General features: G+C 41.1%; 16 protein-coding genes and 1 pseudogene. 7 read left to right on the forward strand and 10 right to left on the reverse strand.

What is annotated here, in order from left to right:
* Nucleotides 1-29: 29 nt before the first annotated feature.
* Entirely contained in the window at nucleotides 30-2,378 is a 2,349-nt protein-coding gene (gene mrcB, locus Q7674_RS06595) for a penicillin-binding protein 1B (protein ID WP_305422132.1), read from the reverse strand.
* A 356-nt stretch (nucleotides 2,379-2,734) separates the two neighbouring features.
* Here mrcB and Q7674_RS06600 point away from each other — a divergent pair, with 356 nt between their 5' ends.
* Nucleotides 2,735-3,181 (forward strand): hypothetical protein, encoded by a 447-nt coding sequence (locus Q7674_RS06600; protein ID WP_045064302.1) that lies wholly within the window; start codon nucleotides 2,735-2,737, stop codon nucleotides 3,179-3,181.
* Nucleotides 3,182-3,267: 86 nt separating this feature from the next.
* Here the strand turns inward: Q7674_RS06600 and Q7674_RS06605 are convergent, their stop codons facing one another.
* Nucleotides 3,268-3,429, reverse strand: coding sequence for a hypothetical protein (locus tag Q7674_RS06605; protein ID WP_023935405.1), 162 nt, complete (start codon nucleotides 3,427-3,429; stop codon nucleotides 3,268-3,270).
* Nucleotides 3,430-3,657: 228 nt separating this feature from the next.
* Nucleotides 3,658-4,518, reverse strand: a complete 861-nt coding sequence (gene hdfR / locus Q7674_RS06610; RefSeq protein ID WP_008988701.1) for an HTH-type transcriptional regulator HdfR — start codon at nucleotides 4,516-4,518, stop codon at nucleotides 3,658-3,660.
* A 219-nt stretch (nucleotides 4,519-4,737) separates the two neighbouring features.
* Here hdfR and Q7674_RS06615 point away from each other — a divergent pair, with 219 nt between their 5' ends.
* From Q7674_RS06615 to Q7674_RS06630, 4 genes and pseudogenes are all read left to right on the forward strand, one after another.
* Nucleotides 4,738-5,094 (forward strand): MaoP family protein, encoded by a 357-nt coding sequence (locus Q7674_RS06615; protein ID WP_045064303.1) that lies wholly within the window; start codon nucleotides 4,738-4,740, stop codon nucleotides 5,092-5,094.
* A 120-nt stretch (nucleotides 5,095-5,214) separates the two neighbouring features.
* Nucleotides 5,215-6,240: a glutathione synthase gene (gshB, locus tag Q7674_RS06620; protein ID WP_008988699.1), complete on the forward strand. Its 1,026-nt coding sequence runs from the start codon at nucleotides 5,215-5,217 to the stop codon at nucleotides 6,238-6,240.
* Nucleotides 6,227-8,206, forward strand: a complete 1,980-nt coding sequence (locus tag Q7674_RS06625) for a flavohemoglobin expression-modulating QEGLA motif protein (RefSeq protein WP_305422135.1) — start codon at nucleotides 6,227-6,229, stop codon at nucleotides 8,204-8,206. The genes gshB and Q7674_RS06625 overlap by 14 nt, the downstream gene beginning before the upstream one ends.
* Nucleotides 8,207-8,313: 107 nt before the next feature.
* Nucleotides 8,314-9,340, forward strand: a pseudogene (locus tag Q7674_RS06630) (IS110 family RNA-guided transposase).
* Nucleotides 9,341-9,588: 248 nt separating this feature from the next.
* Here Q7674_RS06630 and Q7674_RS06635 read toward each other — a convergent pair.
* The 4 genes from Q7674_RS06635 to Q7674_RS06650 all read right to left on the reverse strand — a co-directional run bounded on the left by Q7674_RS06635 (nucleotide 9,589) and on the right by Q7674_RS06650 (nucleotide 14,472).
* Nucleotides 9,589-10,875, reverse strand: a complete 1,287-nt coding sequence (locus tag Q7674_RS06635; protein WP_305422137.1) for an MFS transporter — start codon at nucleotides 10,873-10,875, stop codon at nucleotides 9,589-9,591.
* 494 nt (nucleotides 10,876-11,369) lie between these two features.
* The gene (locus tag Q7674_RS06640; protein WP_305422577.1) at nucleotides 11,370-12,758 is read right to left on the reverse strand and encodes an IS4 family transposase; all 1,389 of its coding nucleotides are present in this window, start codon (nucleotides 12,756-12,758) and stop codon (nucleotides 11,370-11,372) included.
* Between the two features lie 138 nt (nucleotides 12,759-12,896).
* The gene (locus Q7674_RS06645) at nucleotides 12,897-13,367 is read right to left on the reverse strand and encodes an outer membrane lipoprotein (protein ID WP_008988696.1); all 471 of its coding nucleotides are present in this window, start codon (nucleotides 13,365-13,367) and stop codon (nucleotides 12,897-12,899) included.
* A gap of 193 nt (nucleotides 13,368-13,560) precedes the next feature.
* Nucleotides 13,561-14,472 (reverse strand): DUF808 domain-containing protein, encoded by a 912-nt coding sequence (locus Q7674_RS06650; RefSeq protein ID WP_045066084.1) that lies wholly within the window; start codon nucleotides 14,470-14,472, stop codon nucleotides 13,561-13,563.
* Nucleotides 14,473-15,267: 795 nt separating this feature from the next.
* On the opposite strand from Q7674_RS06650, the gene speA reads away from it, so the two are divergent.
* Together speA and speB are read left to right on the forward strand one after the other, a co-directional pair.
* Nucleotides 15,268-17,187 carry a biosynthetic arginine decarboxylase gene (gene speA / locus Q7674_RS06655; protein ID WP_045066082.1) on the forward strand — a complete coding sequence of 640 codons (1,920 nt, stop codon included), beginning with the start codon at nucleotides 15,268-15,270 and terminating at the stop codon, nucleotides 17,185-17,187.
* A 95-nt stretch (nucleotides 17,188-17,282) separates the two neighbouring features.
* The gene (gene speB / locus Q7674_RS06660) at nucleotides 17,283-18,215 is read left to right on the forward strand and encodes an agmatinase (RefSeq protein WP_305422140.1); all 933 of its coding nucleotides are present in this window, start codon (nucleotides 17,283-17,285) and stop codon (nucleotides 18,213-18,215) included.
* A gap of 87 nt (nucleotides 18,216-18,302) precedes the next feature.
* Here speB and Q7674_RS06665 read toward each other — a convergent pair whose 3' ends face one another.
* From Q7674_RS06665 to ygjK, 3 genes are all read right to left on the reverse strand, one after another.
* Entirely contained in the window at nucleotides 18,303-18,662 is a 360-nt protein-coding gene (locus tag Q7674_RS06665) for a diacylglycerol kinase (protein WP_023935417.1), read from the reverse strand.
* Between the two features lie 43 nt (nucleotides 18,663-18,705).
* A complete protein-coding gene (gene eptA, locus Q7674_RS06670; RefSeq protein ID WP_045066080.1) occupies nucleotides 18,706-20,340 on the reverse strand; it encodes a phosphoethanolamine transferase EptA in 1,635 nt (544 codons plus the stop codon).
* A 467-nt stretch (nucleotides 20,341-20,807) separates the two neighbouring features.
* Nucleotides 20,808-23,435: an alpha-glucosidase gene (gene ygjK, locus Q7674_RS06675; protein ID WP_305422143.1), complete on the reverse strand. Its 2,628-nt coding sequence runs from the start codon at nucleotides 23,433-23,435 to the stop codon at nucleotides 20,808-20,810.
* Between the last annotated feature and the right edge of the window lie 149 nt (nucleotides 23,436-23,584).

A 23,584-nucleotide genomic window follows, 5' to 3' on the forward strand; every position in this document is an offset into this window, starting at 1 on the left:
TTAACTCGTTGTTCAACGAATATGCTTACTTACCAGTTAAACAACTTATTAAAGAAACCTTCAACTTTCTTCTGTACTTCTTGTGCTTGCTGTTTAACTTGCTGAACCTGACAGTTCTGCTTCAAGTCGCCATTTGGATCCCAAATCGGCATACGTGTAGTACCTGAACAATCTTCAGTATAGGTACCATTTGCTGCTACTGTATATTTCACCGCTTCAAGATCAGACGGTTGACGCAATACCAAAGGTTCAGGTTTTCGATGTTGAATGTAATCCGTATACAAACGAAGCGCACCTGTTGCACCTGTTAAGTGGGCAGACTTGTTATCGTCACGTCCCATCCAAACCGTGACAACTTCACGTCCATCAATACCTACATACCAGCTATCTTTACCATCGTTAGTTGTCCCTGTTTTACCCGCTAAGTGGCTATTAGGGAATAACTTATTCAATGAATGTGCCGTACCAAATTTCACCGTATCTTGCATTGCAAACATAGTTAACCACGCCGCTTGGCTTGGGACTACTGGTGCGGCTTTCGGCCAATTTTGATAAAGCACTTTACCATTTTCATCAACCACTGCATTTAATGCTGTTAATGGTGCTAGGTAACCGTTATTACCAATCGCTTGATACATTTGCGTCACTTCTAATGGTGATAACGCAATCGAACCTAGGAATAACGATGGTACTTGTGGGATCTCTTGATAAGGAATACCCAGTTTCGTTAGCGTCGTAGAAACCTTATCGACACCTAACGCCATACCAAGGTTTACGGTTGGTACGTTATACGATTTCGCCAGTGCCATAAATAAAGGCACTTCACCACGGTATTTACGATCGTAGTTACGTGGGCTCCATGTCGCACCATCTTGCATCTTAACCGACAGCGGCTGATCTTTAAGCGATGTAGCCAAGGTAAATTGCTCTGGCTCTTCCAACGCTGATAAGTAAATAGAAGGCTTCACTACAGAGCCGATTTGACGCTGCGCATTAATGGCACGGTTATAACCCGGGAAGTCAGGGTTACTACCACCAATCATGGCGCGAATTTCGCCCGTTGTGCGATCTGCAATAACCATCGCCGTTTGAAGATCTTTACCCGAACGTTTTTCAACAATCGGGATCATTTTCTTCACAGCTTCTTCAGCTAGCTTCTGAGATTGAGGATCCAATGAGGTAAATAGACGGAAACCTTTACCTTCTTCAAACGCATCACCCACCTTTTCTTCCAACTCACGTTTAATTTGATCAAAGTAAGCAGGCTGGCGTTTTGCTAATTGTCCCTTCGCTTGAATATCAAGAGGCAATTTAATCGATGAACGGTACTCTTTTTCAGTGATCAGCTTGTTATCAAACATGATCTTAAGTACCACATTACGGCGGTCTTTCGCACGCTCAGGATGACGCCAAGGATTGTAGTAAGACGGGCCTTTTACCATGCCAATCATTAATGCCATTTGATCTGGACGTAATTCAGATAACGGGCGATCAAAATAATAACGCGACGCTAACGCAAAGCCATGAATACCACGACCGTTATATTGCGCTAGATAAACTTGGTTCATGTAGGCATCAAGGACTTCATTTTTACCGTATTTGTAGTCAATGATGATCGCCATATAAGCTTCTTTAAACTTACGCCACAGGCTACGTTCGCTTGATAGGAACATATTTTTTGCCAGCTGCTGGGTTAAGGTACTACCACCTTGAACCGTACGACCAACTTTAATATTCGCCACAAATGCGCGGGCAATACCCACCAGAGAAATACCATCATGCTCGTAGAAATGGCGATCTTCTGTATCAACCAAACCTTCTACTAATAATTTAGGCATTTTATCTTTTGGTAAATAGATACGCTGCTGATCAGAGCCGCTTTCAAGCATACCTAACATTTTTGGATCAATGTGTAGGAAGCCCAACTCTTTATTGGTATCTAAATCCATCATCTTACTGATCCCTTCGCTATTGAAAGAAACAGAAACATGACGAGCACCTTCAGCGCCTTCTTTAAAGTTAAATGGACGACGAACGAACTCAACGCTCCAGCCATTTGCCTTATATTCACCACTTTGATCTGGATGAGCTGCTTTGTGGTAACCCAATACTTTTAGCTCATTAACTAAAGCGTTATAGCTAATAGGAGAGCCTGGCTGTAGTGCTAATTCACGGGCATAAACAACCGAAGGTAATTGCCAAAGTTGACCTGCAAACTTTTCGCTGATGGTTTTATTCAGGTTATTGCCTAAATAAGCCATGCCGACACCACCCACGATGGCGACTGTCAGCAAACTGCGTTTAATGAAATGACGCGTCGAAGATGGTTGCGTCTTAGTGTCCTGCTTTTTATCAGGTTGTTGATTATTTGACGTCATTAATTTATCCAATTCAACAGCACCACTGATTAAAAAGAAATTTATAATCAATGAGATAGAAAATAAAACTTGCTGCTAAATTATTGCCTTATATAGAAATCAATATAGTTGTGCTAAACATAATCTGATTACTCAATGATCATGTCATCCGTATGTCAGTTCTGTATTGTATGATTTTTCCCATCATCTCGCAGTGACTTTTCATTACACGCCAATCCTCACCTTTACTATATGCCCTCTAATATCACTTGCGATTTGCGCTTTTATTCGCAATTTTGTCTTAAATCATCCAAAATAGTGCCCCTTTAATTACGCCAACGATCAATACCGATCAGGCAAGGCGCTCAGAGATATCTATGCAACGCGATTATACTTTAAACAGCCTATTAACAATGCCTCGTCATGAACTTGAGGAATTTAGCTTACGCGTGATCGGCCGTATGGTGCCTGAAGATGTGATGCAAGAAATCTTTACCTTCGAGCAAGAAGAAGTAGATAGCGAAGAACGTCTTAAATCAGCACAGTTTGATGCCATGCTACGTATGACAGCTGTCGCTTTAGGTGAAGTAAAAGAAGCCTTTTCAGAATCAGAGAATGCAAAACAGAATACAGAACGTATGACACGCCTTATTCTTTGGCACTTTTATGCTATTTCATTCCAGTTAGAAGAAGCGGTAACACTTGAGCAGCATTGTGCGGAGGTTGAGAAAATTTTGGCTAATGCACCTGAAAATGCATTTGGTTGGATCAGCGTATTAACTGAATTACTGCATCGTTACGCAGCCCTAAGCGAAGAAAAGTAATAGCTACATTTTCTGCAGATAAATAAAAAGGCGTATCCATGGGATACGCCTTCTTTAAATCTTTTATTGCCGAGAACTAATCTGTATTAATAATCGAAATCGCTGTACTCCGGACTCTCAGAACGTGAACGTGAAACACGACGTTTCTTCTTGTTACGAGATTGGTTCAAATCATAAAAATCATCATTAAATTCTGAGTTGAATTTTGATTTGCTGCCCTTATGAAACTTTTGGTCTAACTTAGCCATTTGCGATTCCTGAACTACATCCAGATTGAGTAATTAATAAATAGAACACACGCAATATTAATGCTCTATTGTGACAAATATACGTCGCTTTTCTTTAAAATCAGTGACAACTACCTTGTTTGTCTTTGCTCTGATTTATTAGCTCAAACCGTATTTTTCTTAAGACTAATTCAGGATCTCGCCTTCTGTACAACAAGATTTTTTACTCATTAAAACAAAAAAAACTTATCAAATGTTTTCGATCACATTCTTAAATGGTACTTCCACCAAAGCCTTGATCAAGTCCTCTTTTTCGTTATCTTCTCGCCATACTAAATATAAACTTTGTTCCATAACAGGTGCATCTTCAACCAAGTGGATCAAGCCTGCTTGTTTAGCATTAGCTACAACAGGTGATGGTAAATAACCAACCCCATCATTTGCCAAAATATAATCAAGTGCCATCTTCACTGAGTGAGTATGCATGATAGGTGTACGTTGTAATTCGGCGATACGACTGTGCTCAACAGAAAAACGTGTACCCCAATCTAAAAAGACGAGTGGAATATCACGCGTATCATGTAAGTGGCAGCCTTCTTTATTAGTCACCAACTGCAACTGATAATCACGCACTTTACGTACATTCAAGTTTTCAATCTTTGGTGGCTCACTGGTAATAAACAGATCAATGCTCTTATCAAAGAGACGTTTTGCCATCCCTTCACGCTTCACTGACTCTAAACGTAATGCCAACCCAGGGATGCTAGTGTAGATCTGATTGATCCAATCAGAGATCCCATCAAACTCCCAAAATAAAGGAGATGCACCGATTGCTAATTGGGTGTTCAAACTATCTGTTAACGCAACATCCTGTTTAGCACGTCCCCAGGTTTGCAAAATCGCTTCTGCATAGGGCTGTAAACGCTCACCAGCTGCCGTTAAGTGTACATTACCACGCTGACGAGAAAACAACGGGTTACCAAGTTGAGACTCTAGTTGTCGAATGCGAAAACTAACGGCTGATTGAGTTAAATATAAGTTGTCAGCTGCTCGTCCAAAATGGCGAGTTTTTGTAACTTCTAAGAATGTTTTTAGTAATTCTGTATCCACTGCGAAATTCTCAAGAATTAGAAGGATAAATAGCGTGATTATCGCGCTATTTAAGCATTATATATCTAATTAGCAAGAGCTTAATCTCGTTGTTAACCAATATGATGATTTAGTGCAGATTTTGATTAAAAAAATTAATCGTAATAATAAAAATAGTTTGATTTACAAATTTTCAAAGCTGGATAAATATCACCGCAAATCACATCAAGGACTTTATGAATGAGAAGTGAAGGTAAATTTTACGACGATAAAAATTTCCCACGTGGCTTTAATCGCTCGGGGGTTTTCACAATTAGTGAGGCCAGCGTCTTAGAGAATTATGGACGTACAATGCGCGCTTTACATGAAGGTGCTGCGCAACCTATCGATGAGTCTGAAACTCAATTCCTTGCTGAAATATTAGGCCAGCAAGCAGCAGTGTCTGAATTTGGTAAGTGTTGGTTAAAATACCTAAATCACACCAATCATAAAGCACGCAGTTACACATTATGCGTATCTCAGCGCTCTAGTAATAGCGCATACGGCGACGATGATGATACCGATGGTGATAGTAGTGATAGCGATTTAGACTATTAATCACCCAGAGGAACTCCTTCCTCTGCTTTGATCGAGTAACAATGAAGCCATCCCACATTTGTGTGATGGCTTATTTCTTTTTAATAGCCTGTAAAAAGCAGGTACTTTATTGGTAAAGCTATGAAAATTTGTTTTGTTATGTACCCGTGGGACAAAGTTGAAGCAGAAAACGATTCAACATTACGTCTAATCCATGAAGCAGCTAGTCGTGGACACACGGTTGCAATTACAACACCGAGTAACTTAACTATGCGCGACAGCATGGCAATTGCTTTCTGTAACGTATTAAAGAAAGGTGATGTATCAAACAATATCCCTAGCTTTTACCGTAAAGCAGAATTTAATAAAGCTGAGTTACCACTTGCGGGCTTCGATGTTATTTTCATGCGTGCTAACCCACCGCTAGATACCATGGCATTGAACTTCTTGGATTCTGTTCGTGAGCACACGTTTATCATTAACGATATTGATGGCCTACGTGTAGCAAACAACAAGCTATACACTGCATCACTACCAGATCCAAACCATGAGTTTATTCCAGCAACGCACGTATCGAAGAACCGTGAGTACCTTGAGCGTGTATTAGATGAATCAACCCAAGAACGCATGATCCTAAAACCACTGAATGGTTACGGCGGTAAAGGCGTTATCTTGGTTGAGAAAAGTGCAAAATCAAGTGTGAAATCACTGCTTGATTTCTACATTGGTGACGATGAGAACTATGTGATCCTACAAGATTACATCGAAGGTGCAGAGCAAGGCGACGTACGTATTCTTGTGTTAAATGGTGAGCCAATTGGTGCGATGCGTCGCGTACCTGCTGAAGGTGACGTTCGCTCAAACATCCATGCAGGCGGCCGTGAAGTAAAACACACACTAACCAAGCAAGAGCTTGATCTATGTAAACACATTGGTCCTAAGCTAGTGCGCGACGGTCTGTACTTCGTAGGTCTTGATGTTATCAACGGTAAGCTCGTTGAAGTTAACGTATTAAGCCCAGGTGGCATTACACGTATTAACCGTCTAAACCGCGTAAAACTTCAACGTAACGTGCTTGATTTTGCTGAAAGCGTAGTAATGGCGAAAGAAATTGGTATTGCTCGTAAAAATGATTTTCGTAAGGTAATTGCTGATGCTGCATACTGAGTTAGAGGTTCTGGAGAAAATCCGCAGCCTGACTCCATTTGAAGCTGAGCTTGGTGACGGTAGCTTGAGTATTCGTGTAAGCGAGTACCAACCTTATATTGCTACCGCGATTCACCATGGTCATAACCTTCGTGGAGAATTAAAAGAAAAATGTGCGCTTACTGAAGAAGAGCGCTACTTTGAAGAAGATCCGTTTACTGGCGATTTTATTTCATCACTGCCAATCGTTCTTCAAGGTCAAGATTCTCGTTACGAATACGACTTAAACCGCGATCCAAGTAACTGTATTTATGAAGATGCTTGGGGTAAAAACGTGTGGCTTGAGCCATTAACACCAGAAGAGCGTGCGATCAGCCATGAAAAACATAGCTGTTACTACCGTATTCTTAAGTGTTTAGTGGAAACATTAGAAAAAGAATTTGGTCTTTGTTTGGTATATGACATTCACTCATATAACCACCAGCGCATTGATGCTGAAACACCAACGTTCAACGTTGGCACGAAGCAAATCAATTGTCGTCGTTGGCGTAAAGAAATCAACGTTTTACTTGAAAACCTAAACAGCGTAGAGCTACCAAACCTTGAAGTCACAGCATTAGAAAATGATGTTTTCAAAGGCATGGGTTACCAAGCAACTTTCATTAAAGAAAACTTCAGCAACACATTAATCTTACCGATTGAAGTGAAGAAGATTTTCATGAATGAGCAAGGTGGCGAAGCCTACCCGTTAGTAATTGAGAAACTGAAAGAGTCGATGAAAACCGTGATCACGGAACATGCGGCTTATACAGTAACCAAACGTACTAAAGCGAAAGGGCTAACAGGTAGCGACTTACTAGCATCTAATCTGTCAAAAGAAGTGCTGAAGCTTGATCGTCAGTTATATCGTATTGCTCGTGGTATCAATACCTTGAGCTACATTAACCCGACGAACTTAAAGCAAGAGAAGCGTCGTTTCTTAAGTAAACCACACAGCTATACGCCACAGTTTACTTACCGTCAGCTTGACTTGGATCCATACAAGTTCCGCGAGCAACTTTACCGTTTGCTAGTTGAAGGTATTCGCGATGCTGACGTGCAGAAAATGTACCGTAAGGTAATTGACCAGTTAGCAGTACGTATCGATCTACTTTGTTCGATTGGTACAGATGAGTTCCTATACAACTCGCTACGCTACTACGGTCAACCTGATGAGCGTGATATTGCTAATGCGAAATTTATTCTCCATGCTTGTGAGTATAAAGAGCAGCAACCTGCCACCATCAGTGCCAAAGAAGCGATTGAAGCGTTTAAAGAAGCCGCTCTTGACTACGACATTCCATGTAAGGTTGTCTCTTCTAAGCAGCTGATTGCCCGTGCAATGGTAAGCGGCAAGACAATTAAGGTGAACCCTAACAGTCGTTTTACTCAAGGCGATCTTGATGCCTTGATCCATCACGAACTGGGTGTGCACTTGGTAACGTCAGTAAATGCTGAACGTCAACCATTGAAGATCTTACAATTAGGTTTACCAGGTAACACCCACACACAAGAAGGCCTTGCGATTCTGTGTGAGCACTTATCAGGTAGCTTCCCACTACACCGACTTAAAACATTAGCGTTACGTGTAGTGGCAGTAGAGATGATGGTAAATGGCGACACCTTTAACGACTGTTTCAACAGCTTGAAACACGAGTACGGTGTAAGCGATGATGAAGCCTTCACAGTAACCGCACGTGTTTACCGTGGTGGTGGTTTCACGAAAGACTTCTTGTACCTACGTGGTTTGAAAGATGCGATCCATGCGTATAAAAATGAAGATCTAACATCGCTATTTATTGGTAAAACTGGATTTGAATTTAAGCCACTACTTGATGAGCTCATCGAGCGTGGGATCTTAAAACAACCAGATTACCTACCAAAAGCATTAACCATGGACGCAAACATCGATCCTGTAATGGAATTTATGTTGAATTCAATTCGTTAATAGCTATCTAGCAAACACAAAAAAGCGACCGTCTGGTCGCTTAATTATATGGTCCGCCTCATCCTAAGCCGTTAGGCTTAGGGTAGGCTTTCAAAGAGGTGAACCATATGTCTACTATCCACATCTTAGGTATCGATTTAGGTAAACACTGCTTTCATGCTGTCGCACACAATTACGCAGGTAAAGAGGTGCTACGTAAGAAATATAATCGAAGCCAACTTCTAAAGTTTCTCTCAAATTTAGAAACCACCACTATCGCATTTGAAGCATGTGGTGGTGCACATTGGTTAGCCCGTAAATGTGCTGATTTTGGGCATCAAGTTCAACTCATTCCTCCTCAGTATGTAAAACCTTATGTGAAAGGCAATAAAAATGACTTCATTGATGCTGCAGCTATCGCTGAAGCAGCAAGTCGACCTTCCATGCGCTTTGTTGCTGTTAAATCAGAAGAAGCACAAGTCATTGCTGTCATTCATCGTATCCGTGATGGTTTTATTAAGGAGCGAACAGCCTGTATGTCTCGTATCGGAGCGATATTGTTAGAGTTTGGACTGAGCTTGCCTACAGGACATGCGAAAATGAAGATGCTTTTTCAGTGGATAGCAGACCAAAAATATCAAACTCTTCCACAAAGTCTTATGTACGAATTAAGCTTAATTCACGCACATTATTTGTATCTTAATGAGCAGATAAAAATACAAGATACGAAGTTGAAACAGCTAGCTGAGCAACATGAATTGGCTAAGTTATTAAAAACTGTGCCTGGCATCGGTGATTTAACAGCAACCCTGTGTGTGGCAGATGTTAGTGCCGCCAGTAACTTTTCAAATGGAAGGAATATGGCTGCTTGGTTAGGGTTAGTGCCTCGACAATACTCTACGGGAGGTAAAACAAAGTTACTTGGGGTGAGTAAACGAGGAAATAAACATCTCCGGACATTATTCATTCATGGCGCAAGAGCTGTATTATCAAGGTTAGAGACAACGGGTAAAAGTCTTCGGACAATGGCTGGTAGATTTAAGAGCCAGTAAGCCATTCAATGTGGTTGTTGTCGCATTGGCTAACAAATTAGCAAGAATAGCTTGGGCGGTGTTATACCACCGCCAAGCGTTTAAGACTGCATCGCAGTCATAACCGAGTTTGCAACGACAATGCAAGTGATGACATTAACGGTAAATCGGCCAGATTAATAACCTGATAATAAAAACAGCAATAAATGCTTTTCGCTTTTTAAGGATAATCTGGCGCGGATATCATCGTGGAGCTAGGACATTAATATGCCTAATTTTGACTCCGAATACATTAGCGCAACTCCGTTATTACTAATATTGTAGTTGCAATAACGGGGCGGACCATACATTTTATTATCTTTACTTCGTGATTTACATTGGTAAACGTTTACTATCGACACGAATGATCACACAGGTTAGCACCACTAAAGTAACAGCAATCGCAGCTAATAAAGTAAATACACCACTCCAAGAATAAGCCGTTTCAATCATCGCAATCGGCGCACCAGCAAGTGCAGCACCAATGTAGGTAACACCACCTTTTAAACCTGTAGCCGCACCTGCACCGTCAGCGTGTGACGCTTCAATAATACCTAACGCAAACAGCATTTGTGGCGCATAAATACCAGCTCCGATAATGAAGAAGCATAGTGCCACCAGCATGTAGTCAATATGAATAGTAAATACCACACCGACCATCCCCGCAATTAACACAAAGCTATAAATTAGAATGGTTTTCCAACGATCGGCACCAAAGAATTTGTCAGAGATAATACCCGACGTTAAACCACCTAAAATACCACCTACTTCAAACCAAGCGACCAGTGAGTTAGATTTGACTAAATCCCAACCTAGCTCTTTAACGAAATAAACACTTACCCAGTCGTTAGTTACAGTACGGATCACATAAATACATAAGTCACCACCGATCGCTAACCAAATAATAGGGTTAGTTAGAATGTAGCGCTTAAACATCACCCACATGCTAAGACCTACTTCAGAACGCTTATTGATCTCAAGCTGCTTAGTATCATTACGCCATTCACCTACATTCGGTAAACCATAATTTTCTGGCTTACCACGCATCAAAATTGCGGCAATAACGGCTTGAACCGCAGTAATCGCTGCAGGTACATAAAATGCGTAACGCCAGTTACCAGTGTAAGCAATAACAGCAGAAGCAATGAGCGGCGCCATCGCACCACCGACATTATGAGAAGTATTCCAAAGCGAGTACCAACCACCGCGTTCAGATTTTGAATACCACTGGCTGATCGCTTTCGCAATAGGCGGGAAACCACAACCTTGAACAACCGCTGTTAAACAATACAACGCAAGCAGCATATTAACGCTGTTAGTCATACCTATACCTACGTTGATAATGGCAATCACAACAAGCACTGGTGCAAGGAATAAACGAGGATTAATTTTATCGGCAAGAAGGCCAGAGCTAAATTTGGATACGCCGTATAAAATGTAGTAAATCGAAGATGCTAAACCAAATTGAACCGTTGTCATACCCAGATCGGTCATCAATAACGGTGCTGCTGCTGCGAAAGCTTTACGAGAAATATACATCACTGTATATGTCAGAAAGGTGGTAATAATAATTTGCCAGCGTAGACGTTTATACGTTGCGTCTAGTTTATTGTTACTCATAGGTTAAATACTTACGGGTTGAAATTTTTAAAGTGCCAGCAAGCCTACTCCTGGAAATATTTACTTACAATTTAATTATTCGCCGCAGTTTTAACCATAAAAACAAATATTATGAACTCATATATTAACACTGGTATTACCAGATGAATAACCTAAATATATTGAACTTAATAGATTAAAATAAATAAAAACAACCAAAATAAAGATAGGATATTATAAAGTTACATATTAATAGAATAAGAAAAAATTAACTAAATAGCGTGCTTTTGTTAATTTGCCATGACATCAGATTCACCATGAAAATATATGCTGTAAAACACATTTTTAATTTAGATGTTATTGACAAGCACCCTATTTACAGAACAACAACATTTATAGAAATTAATAACAAATAATACTCACTAATAGCAATAATGAGTTACATGTTTGAATTATATTCTTAAGCTTTAATATGCAGTTAAAAATAAAAAAGGCAGCCAACGCCTGTCTCTTGATCACAAGTCATTGTGTTCAAGAGACTTAGCTAGTTCATATCCTTCAAGGATGGTTTGTAACCTAAACCATCCTTGCCATAATGTCTTTACAGAAGCGCGACCCGTCCGCTTGGTATCTTTCCAACCACCTAACCGTGCAATACTTTTGTAAGCCCACGATATATTTGGTGCTTCTTTGGGCAGCTTTTTCTTCTCTAATTTTAACCACATAAGCTTCCACGCTTTACCTTTTAACACCCGTTCACAACAGCTACTAGATAACTCTTTAGATTCGTTCATAAATCTTAACTGGAGTAAACGAGTAGCAATAAATGCCAAAATAACACTGAGCCTTTCTAAGTTATCTTTACTTTGCATTCTCAGTTGTTCAACTTGCGTGCCTTCACTTTTCCAAACCTTGTGAAAATCTTCTATCAGCCAACGACGCTCATAATAACTGAAGATTTTAAGTGCTTCCTCTTTGTTCGTTACAGGCTCTGATGTCAGTAAATGCCATGCGAGCTTGTCGTCACTCTCACCTTGCTCTATACATCCAACATAGTAGAGAGAGATATTATCGAACTCTTTTTTATTGGCGGGAGACTTAAGTGTCACGGGAGCATATTTGATGTCTAGATGAGCCGTGCGAGACTTACGACCGCCTTTTTGCGGTATTTTTAGCTCTTTGCTTCCTGCTGATAACAACTTGGAAGCGTAGTCATAAAGACGATTATCATGCTCCTCGATACAGCGACTTTGCATTGAGCGAACGATAAATCGTTGTTGTTGCTCGTGCTTGTAAGTGAGGTACTCGAATAAATCTGCTTCTCTATCACATACAGAAATAACCTCTGATATTTTCTCGCCTAGTCGCTCTGCAACATGGCGAGATGCTTGTTCCCATTTATAACTTTCTTTTTCTTTGTATGGTCGAGTTGCGTGTTGGTGTCTTTGACCACGTTTTTCAATATCTCGGGTCCAGCGTTGTTGTTCGATTAAACCAACTACAGTGTGAGTTTCGGGAGCAAAAAGCAACGTTGAATGAACGAACATTGCTCGGTGTCGATTACCTTGATTGGAATGCCCGAGTGTATCTTGTATGCTGTGATGTGAGTAACTTAGAGAAGTGGTATCTTCCAATGCAAGCAGTGTTTGTTGTTTAAAAGCTTCTTGTGCTGTGACATAGAATCCAGCTTCTGCAATATCTTCTGCTTTGATTTGTTCATTACGAATAAAGCGATAAGCCCCTTCCATATCGGCTGGGGATATGATGAGTTTTGAGATAGGGATACCAGGTTGTTCAGCCAGAGAGGTAGCTAGAGCAACGAGTCTTTGAGTGCGTCTTGGGTCATTAAGATCGGCTTGACCGAATTGTTTTTGAGCCCAAAGAGTTGGTTCTATATAGGTCATCATAATCATCCTTATCATTGCTTAGATGATCAGATCATGAAACATAAAATTAGTTCAAAAAAATCCCCAAGCATTGGCTTAGGGATTTGTGTATAAGAGACAGGCCAACGCTGCCTTTATTATTCACTATATTTAAACTTAATTAGCAGGTACAACTCGTGTCGTACTACCTTGCTGATAAATATCAACACGCTGACCAACGCGGAAGATCATATTTGGATCAACTTCCTGCACGACAGCAATGGTTCTACCACTATCAAGTTTAATCACAATATTCACACCATTACGCTGACTAATGGCATCACCCGCTTTATTACCTAAAGCAGCACCAGCTAAACCACCGCCAATTGCTGCAATGTCAGAACCACTACCGCCACCAATTTTTGAACCTAGAATGGCACCTACAGCACCACCAGCAATGGTACCAATGGTACTTTCACCGCCACCACTCATCGTAACAGCATCTAATTTGGTAATGGTTCCTGTTAATACATTTTGAACTGTACGCGCCTCACCGACATCATAAGCATTACCATATGGGTTTTGAGCACAACCAGACACACCCAGTGCCGCGACAAGACATAAAGATGCTACTGTAAACTTTTTCAATGGAACCTCCGTCAATAAAGCAATCTATTTGCTACAACGCTATAAGTTTGGACTTTAATTTAACATTTTGCTCACAAACCCTGTATCCACACTGAATAGATAAAGCAAAACAATGCATTACCTAATTTTGGCACAAAAAAAAGCCAGCACAAAATGCTGACTTCTTATTCATGGTGATTTTTTAATACTCAGGTTAGTGTGATTTACCACGGATTTTGTTAATCCCTGTTACCACAGCAACAACCACGGCACCTGCAATCACACCAACAATACCATTAAATAATGGCGGTAAGATCGATGCTGAACCAGGGAAGCTTACAGCATGTGTAATTTGCTCTACGATTTGGTGTGAATGTGGCAAGGTATGAACCACAATACCACCACCAACAAGGAACATTGCAATCGTTCCGACAACCGCTAAGAACTTCATTAGATAAGGTGCAAGATTTACCAGCATGGTACCAAAGCGGTGTTTCAAACTGGCTTTCTCATTGTGATTAACCAAATATAAGCCAGCATCATCCAACTTTACGATACCCGCAACTAGACCATATACGCCCGCCGTCATAACTGCAGCAATCACACTCACAACAACCGCTTGGGTAAAGAATGGGTGGTCTTGTACTACACCTAATGTAATTACAATGATTTCTGCTGATAGTACAAAATCGGTACGCACCGCCCCTTTTATTTTCTCTTTTTCGTATGTTGCTGGATCAATATTACTGTTTGCTAGCGCTTCTACTTTATCTTCTGCTTTCGCTTCAGTGTGGAAGAACTTCTCGATAATTTTCTCTACCCCTTCAAAACAAAGGAATAGACCACCAAGCAGTAACATCGGTTGGATCAACCAAGGTGCTACCACACTAATAAGCAATGCTGCAGGTACCAATATTAGCTTATTTTTAAATGAGCCTTTTGCCACTCCCCACACTACCGGAAGCTCACGCTCAGCTCGTACTCCCGTCACCTGTTGAGCATTTAATGCTAAATCATCGCCTAACACACCCGCTGTTTTACGTGCTGCGACTTTAGTCATAACAGCAACGTCATCTAATACAGTCGCGATATCATCTAACAAGGTTAATAAACTTGCACCTGCCACAGGTTACTCCTTCCAATAAGAGTGATTTACTCTTAAATACAAAAACTAAATATAAAAATTACATCAAAGCCGCCATAAATAATGACTATTTCATCAACGGACTTTGTTATTTATTGTAGTCATCAATAGACAATAATGAGGCTGCCTACTCACAACGAATGCTCTCAATGGCGGACACCACAAGAGGTATTTTGCTGCATTATACTGCCTAGATCACAAAAATAAAAATCACCGTTTTTTATCACTGTGTCACCTACCGACAATTTAAGCTGTTATAAACAAGAATGGCTAATTTTTCTTATGGTTACGACAAGTCTTTTTTGATTGCAGTAAACGCCATTCAATTGTCTAATCGCCAAGCACCCTCTTAAATGGTTTGAGGTGTAGACTGAGATGGTTTAACCATTTTTTACGTTATGTCATACCGTGCCTGTATTAGCACGACCTGTTCGGAAATGACAATGAAATTATTCGCAGCACTATACCTACAGGCTTTCTCTAGCCTGAATAAAGTATGCGACAACGCAGCCAACAAAATCAGACCACACCAATCTAGACGAACGACACGCATGTTCATTAGTAATAATGATGAAACTAACTCGGATAGTCCCAGTTATGCGTAATTAAACCTAGCTGTGCTTTTTCGCACCTCGCTATTTTTATTACCGTGCCTTTTATATCCTGGCATTAAAGCCAGTAGCCATAACCTTTTATTTTATTTGATATTTTCTGCAGTGTTGTAGGGTTTTCGCTTGCCTTGAATACACGCAGCAATACCTCACAAGGATTAAGACTATGAGTGAGTGGACAATCAATAACGCACGTGACGTTTACAACACCCCTTACTGGAGCCAAAACTACTTCGATATCGCACAGGATGGTTCGGTTGTTGCGCGCCCTAATGTGAATGCCCCAGAGAACACCATTGGTTTATCTCAACTTGCAGATGAACTGATTGCAGCAGGTGCTTCGTTGCCTGTACTGGTTCGTTTCCCTGAAGTGATGCATCACCGTGTAGATAGCTTATGTAGTGTGTTTAACCAAGCTATCGAAAACTATGGTTACCAAGGTGATTACTTGGCGGTTTACCCAATTAAAGTAAACCAACAAGAAGAAGTGGTGAGCGAGATCCTAAAAAGCCAATACGCTAAACAACAGCGTCAATTAGGCTTAGAAGCAGGCAGTAAACCTGAGCTAATGGCTGTGTTGGCAATGGCACAAGAAGCCAGTTCAGTGATTGTGTGTAATGGCTATAAAGATAAAGAATACATTCGCTTAGCATTAATTGGTGAAAAGCTAGGTCATGAAGTTTACATCGTGCTTGAGAAGCTGTCTGAGCTAAAAATTATTCTAGAGCAAGCACAAGAGTTAGGTGTAACGCCTCGCCTTGGTTTACGTGCTCGTCTTGCCTCTCAAGGTAAAGGTAAATGGCAAGCCAGTGGTGGCGAAAAGTCTAAGTTTGGATTATCGGCATCTCAGGTTTTAACTGTGGTAGATGAATTACGCCAGCGTAATATGCTAGGTTGCTTGCAATTACTGCACTTTCATCTGGGCTCACAAATTGCCAATATTCGTGACGTACGTAGCGGCGTAGGTGACGCAGGTCGCGTTTACGCAGAATTGAAAAAACTCGGAGCAGGTATTACAACTGTAGACGTTGGTGGTGGTTTAGCTGTCGACTATGAAGGTACACGTTGCCAAAGCAGTTGTTCGATGAACTACAGTATTAATGAATACGCCAACAACATTGTTTATGTGTTAGGTGATATTTGTACTGAATACGAAATGCCAATGCCGCGCATTATTTCAGAATCAGGTCGTAACTTAACTGCACACCACGCAGTACTTATCACTGATGTGGTTGGTATTGAAAGCTATAAACCAGAAAGCATTAGTGCACCTGCGGAAGATGCACCACAAGTGCTACAAAACATGTGGATGTCGTGGAAAGAGCTCTCTGAGCATTCCGATCAACGCTCGTTAGTTGAGATCTATCACGACAACCAAAGCGATTTAGCCGAAGTGCATGCTCTATTTGGAGTTGGCATGATCAGCTTTATCGACCGTGCGTGGGCAGAGCAAGTTAGCTTACGCCTATGCTACGAATTACAGAAAAAGCTCTCAGATAAAAACCGAGCTCACCGCCCGATTTTAGATGAGTTGCATGAGCGTTTAGCAGATAAGTTCTTCGTCAACTTTTCACTGTTCCAATCCTTGCCTGATGCATGGGGTATTGATCAAATCTTCCCTGTATTGCCTCTAAGCAACTTGGATAAAGCACCTGAACGTCGTGCGATTATTTTAGATATCACCTGTGATTCTGACGGTGCTATCGACCAGTATGTAGAAAGCCAAGGTATTGAAACAACGCTGCCCGTTCCAACATGGTCAGCAGAAGAGCCTTACCGCATTGGTTTCTTCATGGTCGGAGCATACCAAGAAATCTTAGGTGACATGCATAACCTATTTGGTGATACCGATACCGCTGTGGTACGTACCCGTGCCGAAGGCGGCTATGAAATTGAAAAAATTGATCGTGGTGACAGTGTCGGTGATGTGTTGCGTTACGTGCATTTGGACTCAAAAGCATTCTTACGCCAATACCAAGCAATGGCAGAGCAACACTTAGCAGATCACGAGCGTGATGCGATTTTACAAGAGTTGGCTGAAGGTCTAGAAGGTTACACTTACCTCGAAGATGTTCGTGCTATCTAATTAATTTATAGACTGAATAAGGTTCCTATCACGTCAACTCGGCGTGATAGGACGTCTTAACAGGGCTTTGCCCAAGATTGTTGTTGGAGATAACCATGGCAACATTAGCTAACTACCCAGATTACTCACTATACGCAAATGCGTTTGGTTTTTTACGTCAACCACTCAACTTCGCCCCAATGGAGTCTGATGCTGATGTGGTGATCACTGGTATTCCATTTGATATGGCAACCACTGGTCGTTCTGGTAGTCGCATGGGACCAGGCGCGATTCGCCAAATTTCAACTAACCTAGCATGGGAAGGTAAACGCTGGCCGTGGAAATTTAACTTATTTAACACCATTAAAGTCGCTGATTGTGGTGACTTAGTGTTTGATTGTGGTGATGCAGCACAAATGTGTGAGCGTCTAGAAGCACACGCAACAAGCCTATTAGAACAAGGTAAGGCAATGTTAAGCTTTGGTGGCGATCACTTTGTGACCCTGCCGCTGCTTCGTGCTCACGCCAAGCAGTTCGGTAAAATGGCATTGATCCACTTTGATGCTCACACTGACACTTATGCTCAAGGCAGTAAGTTTGATCACGGCACCATGTTCTACCATGCACCGAAAGAAGGTCTAATTGACCCTCACCACTCAGTACAAATTGGTATTCGTACCGATCACTGTGACAGCCTAGGCTTTAACGTGATTGATGCTGGTACCGCTAATGATTGGTCGGTTGAGCAAATCGTTTCAACTATCAAAGAAAAAGTGGGTGATATGCCTGTGTACTTAACCTTTGATATTGACTGTTTAGATCCTGCGTTCGCACCAGGTACAGGTACGCCAGTGTGTGGTGGTTTAACATCTGATAAAGCACTGAAAATTATCCGTGCGCTAGAAGGTATTAACCTAGTTGGTATGGATGTGGTTGAAGTAGCACCGTCTTACGATCACGCTGATATGACATCCCTTGCAGCAGCAACAATTGCAACCGATATGCTGCACCTATGGGCATTAACTCATAAGAAAGCAGATATAAAATAAACGATAAAGCACATAGAAATACAAAAATGCCAGAGCTTTCACTCTGGCATTGCTTTAGGTGTTCTCTTTTATTATTGAGTATCGTCGCTAGCTAATTAAGATCCCGCCCCACACCACAACAACCAGTGCCATCGCAACAAATACTGCGGCTGAGCCAATGTCTTTCGCTCGACCGCTTAACTCATGATGCTCAGGACCGATACGATCAACCACCGCCTCAATGGCTGAGTTAATTAACTCAACAATCATGACTAACAACAATGAAGCGATCATGATAACTCGCTCTACCCCTGTTACGGGTAAGAAAAAGCTAATCGCAGTCATTAACACTAATAGCACTGATTCTTGGCGAAATGCAGCCTCATTTATCCATGCAGCTTTCAGTCCTTGAACAGAATAACCTGCAGCATTAATAATTCGAGTAATTCCCGTCGCACCCGGTTTCATTATTATTTTTCTCTCTATTTATAATCTGTTAGCTAGCATTTCATTAATGGGCGCTAATACTACGACATTGTGAAAATATATCTAGTTTAGGTTCATAAACCTTGGTTTTTACATCCATCATACCAAGTAGCGAATGGAATAGGTTATCTTGAGAATATCCACCAGCTTGTGCTTCTTTTTCTAAACAAGCACGGTTAATGTGCTGGCTTTTCTGATATTCAGGCGATAGCCATAAAATCAATGGCACTGTGGTTTGCTCTTTTGGTGCTATCGCATAAGGTAAACCATGAAGATAGACCCCATCTTCACCTAATGATTCACCGTGATCTGCCATATAGAACATCGCTGTATTGGCATGATGATCGTCTTTCTTCAACATATCAATCACTTGGCTCAAGATATAGTCGGTATAGACAATGGTGTTATCGTAGGTGTTCTTTACCTGCTGCTGAGTGCAATTTTGCAAATCACTTGTATCACAGGTTGGGGTAAACACCTTAAATTTTTCTGGGTAACGATCATCATAAGTCGGACCATGGCTACCGATAACATGTAACACAATAAAGGTATCTTGCTTCGCATCATCTATGTATTGCTGTAGACCTTTTAATAAGATCTGATCGTAGCAAGAGTCGTTATGACACAAGCTAGGATCAATTTCAGCACTCATTTCAACATGTTTAATACGATCACATGCCCCTTTACAACCACCATCATTATCTTTCCATAACACATCAATGCCTGCATGATGCATCACATCTAATACGCCATCTTGGTGACGTGCGGTGATTGGATTGTAGTTCGCTTTAGTCATATCAGAGAACATACAAGGCACAGAAGCTGCCGTTGCTGTACCGCAAGATTTGACATCTTTAAAGCTAATCACGTTTAGTTTTGAAAGCTCAGGGTTAGTATCACGATCATAACCATTGAGTGAGTAGTTCATTGAGCGTGACGCTTCACCTAATACCATCACGACCACATTTGGTTTACCTGTTTTTGCGGTGATAGCAGCGTGTTCATTAACCGCATCAGTGCCAATGTGTTTAAACGGCATTTTCGCTTCAATTAACTGGTACTGCGCATAACGATAAGTCGCAGATAAATAGTTAGTGGGGTTAATGAGCGCCTTAATTTCAGAGTGGTTACGCACCAATGAGGCGTAATCTTTGTAATAGCCAGCCGCAATTAAACCAATCACCAGCAATGAAATAACAATCGAGCCAAATTTTGACAGTAACTCTTTAAAAAACGGCTTAAATTGCACTTTCATCGCAGTAAAAATGATCGCAGGAATGATCCCTATAGCCAGCAACCATAAACCGCCTCCTAACGACAGGTAACTGGTAGCCTCTCCGGTATTGGTCTCAAAAATATTAACGATCATGCCATAATCGAAAAATATGCCATAACTGTACATACCATAAGTCGCTAGTGCCGACAGAATAATAAGTACAGGGATCAAAACACGATATACTTTAGGCCAAATAAGTAAGGTAAAAATAATATTTAACGCCGCACAAATAAAAATCGGAATAGATATAGCAAAAATGAGGCTATTTGGCGGATTGGCTTCAAATAATTCAGTGATATGTTGCCATAACGCAATATTTTGTATAGCCGTAAAAAACAAGGCGATTAAAAGCGTATATAGCACACTCGTTAAACGAAATTTCATGTGTCTATTCCCAAGAGTATTTGTCATCGTTTGGTATGTCGTGAACATTGGCATCCCAGTTCACAAATAACGTCATGCCAACCTTGGCGAATCTGATCCATTTTGGCGGCGAATTATATCTATAAATTCATACAATTAATCAATAACTATATAAATTGCTTTATATCTTAAATGCAAACAAAGATTCAGCTAATGAACAATGACGTTTTCATACCATCTTCTTTTCACCTTTTAGTAAATATAGAAGATGTACGATAACTGCACCCATGTCGAAAAAAGGTCAAAGCAATATATTCACGCGTTGTATTATGAATGGATAAGCTGTTTTTATCCTGACAGGTAATAGAACAAGATAAAGTTCTCACCGTTTTGATATAAAAAACGCCAATACATTCTATGTATTGGCGTTGGAGTTATCAGCATTAGGGGGATTAATGCTGAGTTAAATTAACTTTTCACTGAACAACTTATTTCAAAAAGTCGTTGTATAGCATGTAAAGGTGAGCAGAACTCCATGAGAAGTTATTTGCGCCCTGTACCGCCCCGGTTTCAGGGTTGTAATTTTCCTGAATCGGAAGTTGTTTAGTTAAACCTTCAGCATTAGTAAAGAGCTTATTGACCATCTCGTTAGCTTCGGTAGTGTAGCCATAGTTAGCCATGCCTTTTACACCAAAGTAGAACTGATCAACCCATACACGACCACGCCAGTAAATATCAGCACCATAAGCTGGGTTATCAGCCGATGCCGTACCCAGTGGCACTGTCGTATTAAACTTGCTGGTATTCATCATATTATCCACGACCGCTTTAGCTGTCGCTTCTGTTGCAGCACCATTAAATAATGGTGACCAACCTTCAGCTCCCATGCCACGCTCAACAATCGGTTTACCCGCACAACCGTTGTTTAATACTTTCGCTTCAGCGCTATCAATACTGATGTCGTAGTAGAAACCTGTGGCTGTATCAAACATACATTTATTAATGTAGTCCTTCGTCTCTTTGGCTTTTTGCGTAAAGGTTTCAGCGGCCTCGCTATGGCCTAATACCCCAGCAATTTGAGCAAGATACTTGTTATCGCTGTACCAGTATGAAGCTTGGTCAACCGACTCTTGCATCAGTGAGTAACCAATCACTTCACCAGACGCATCTTTGTTCTCACTAAACTTCACCTGCCAATCTTTTTTCGCTTTATTCAATTCAGCCATGTTAGTTGGTGAATTATCACTGTAAGCAACCTTGCCATCGTTAATCACGTAGCTATTATCAAAACCGTATCTGTCTTTTGCATAACGACCTAGCTGATCAATGGTTTCAATTTCTTCAACATCACTCAGCCCTTGCGTATCAGCAATGGTGTCGATAAAACCAAATACCGCTGCATCATCACGACCTGATTCCCACGACGCAGCCGTTTGTGCTGGGCTGCTAATATCAACATAATTACCCGACTCTAACAGTGCATTGTAATTATCAATACCATAAGCCACTTGCCATTCAGTATCGCCTTCTTTCTTATATTTGTAGATAAGCTGACCATCTTTCGTGTGCTCAGGATCCACTGCCGCACCGTATTCAGGAATGCCGTTGCTGTTAGTATCACGTGCCGCTAACCACCAGTCATGGTAAGCCACTAACTGCGGGTACATTTCTTCAAGCCATGCTTTAGCATCAGTTGGACGGTTATATTTATCTTTTAGCGCGGTGTAAACTTCCCATACCGCCCATGACGCGAGTGATGGTTTGGTATTACGCTCATTCCATGTTTGTGCATCATTAAACTCGGTTAAGCCCAATGCATCACCACGTTGCTGAGACATATTCATACCAACCACATCAAGCAAGTAACCTTGATCGTATGGACGTAACACATCATCAGCCTGAACTTGGTGTTCAAACACTGTGCGAATATTTTCCATCGCTAGATCAGGATTGAAATGCGCCATTGCATACGCTTGTTTCCATGTATCCCACGGCCAAGTTAAGTTGCCAGAGAACCAACGTGCAGTTACTGATGGGGTTACCGTATCATGGCTTACCATACCTGCTGGGCTGCGCCAGTTGCAGGTTAAGGTTTCAATCGCTTTCACCGCAACACGCTCTTGATCTGCCGTTGCATTATCATTAACTAAGCCATGACTTAAGTAATTTTCCCAACGTGCCGTGGTTGCGTTCATGTATTTAATTGGATTTTTCAGAATATCGGCAACAACAGGTTGCTCTTTTTTCCACTCATCCGCTGTTAAAGTGTGGCTAAAGACGATATAGATCTTGGTTTCTTGCTCATCACCAATCTCTGATTCAGATTGATACTCTAAACCTTGTACCGTGGTTTTCGCGGCAACACTACGCTCGATATTAAAGGCTGAATCACCACGAGTTCTCACCCACCATGAATCACGCTCTTTACCAAACTGCAATGCAATATCACCGTGATCATCTGTCGTTAATGTGCGGGTTAAATCGGGTAATTCTTCTGCCACTGTTGCTGCGTAAGATTCAGGGTTTTCAACGCCATCTTTGGCGTAGAAGCCTTCAACTAATTTACCGTCCCACAATAGGGTCAGATCTTCACCACTGTTATTAGTGATCACGGTTTCAACTAATGATGAGCGAGAAGAGACAAACTGCAGTGTCATCTCAACACGAATATCATCTGCGGTTAATGTTTGAATCAACGCGCCAGGAATACTGTAAGCCACTGCTTTAAAATCAACAGGTTTACCATCTTTTAGAATCGATAACTTATCGAAATACTCAGCTACTGATGTGTTGTACTCTTCAGCAATCGCGGTAACACCAAAGCCACCTTTGCTTTCTGGATCAGCTTCTAGATCTGGTAATAAGTGACCATGCCATGCACCATCATCATGCAGTGGTGTGTAAGCCATGTGGTTACCCGCCCCCACTTCGGCAAGGTGTTTTGGCGTACCTGTGCGATCAATAATGTCTTTAAACTGCAGGGCTAATTCTGGTTTCTTTTTCTCTTCAGACGATGAACTAGACGAATCATCACTATTACAGCCAGCGGTCAATAATAAAGAGCCGATCACTGCGGCAAGTAATGTTTTCTTAGTTACTATTGGATTATTCGTCATTGTTACACCTTCAATATAAAGAGACATTCCACGTTGGAATTAGGATTGTTATTGTATTTTTAGGAGCAGAGTATTTTAGGTATTACTCTGTAAGCGGAAGGAATATTAAGGATAAAAACCAAGAGTAAAATTGAAGTAAATCACAGATA

The sequence above is a fragment of the Photobacterium leiognathi genome (genome assembly GCF_030685535.1).
Taxonomy (GTDB): Bacteria; Pseudomonadota; Gammaproteobacteria; order Enterobacterales; family Vibrionaceae; genus Photobacterium; species Photobacterium leiognathi.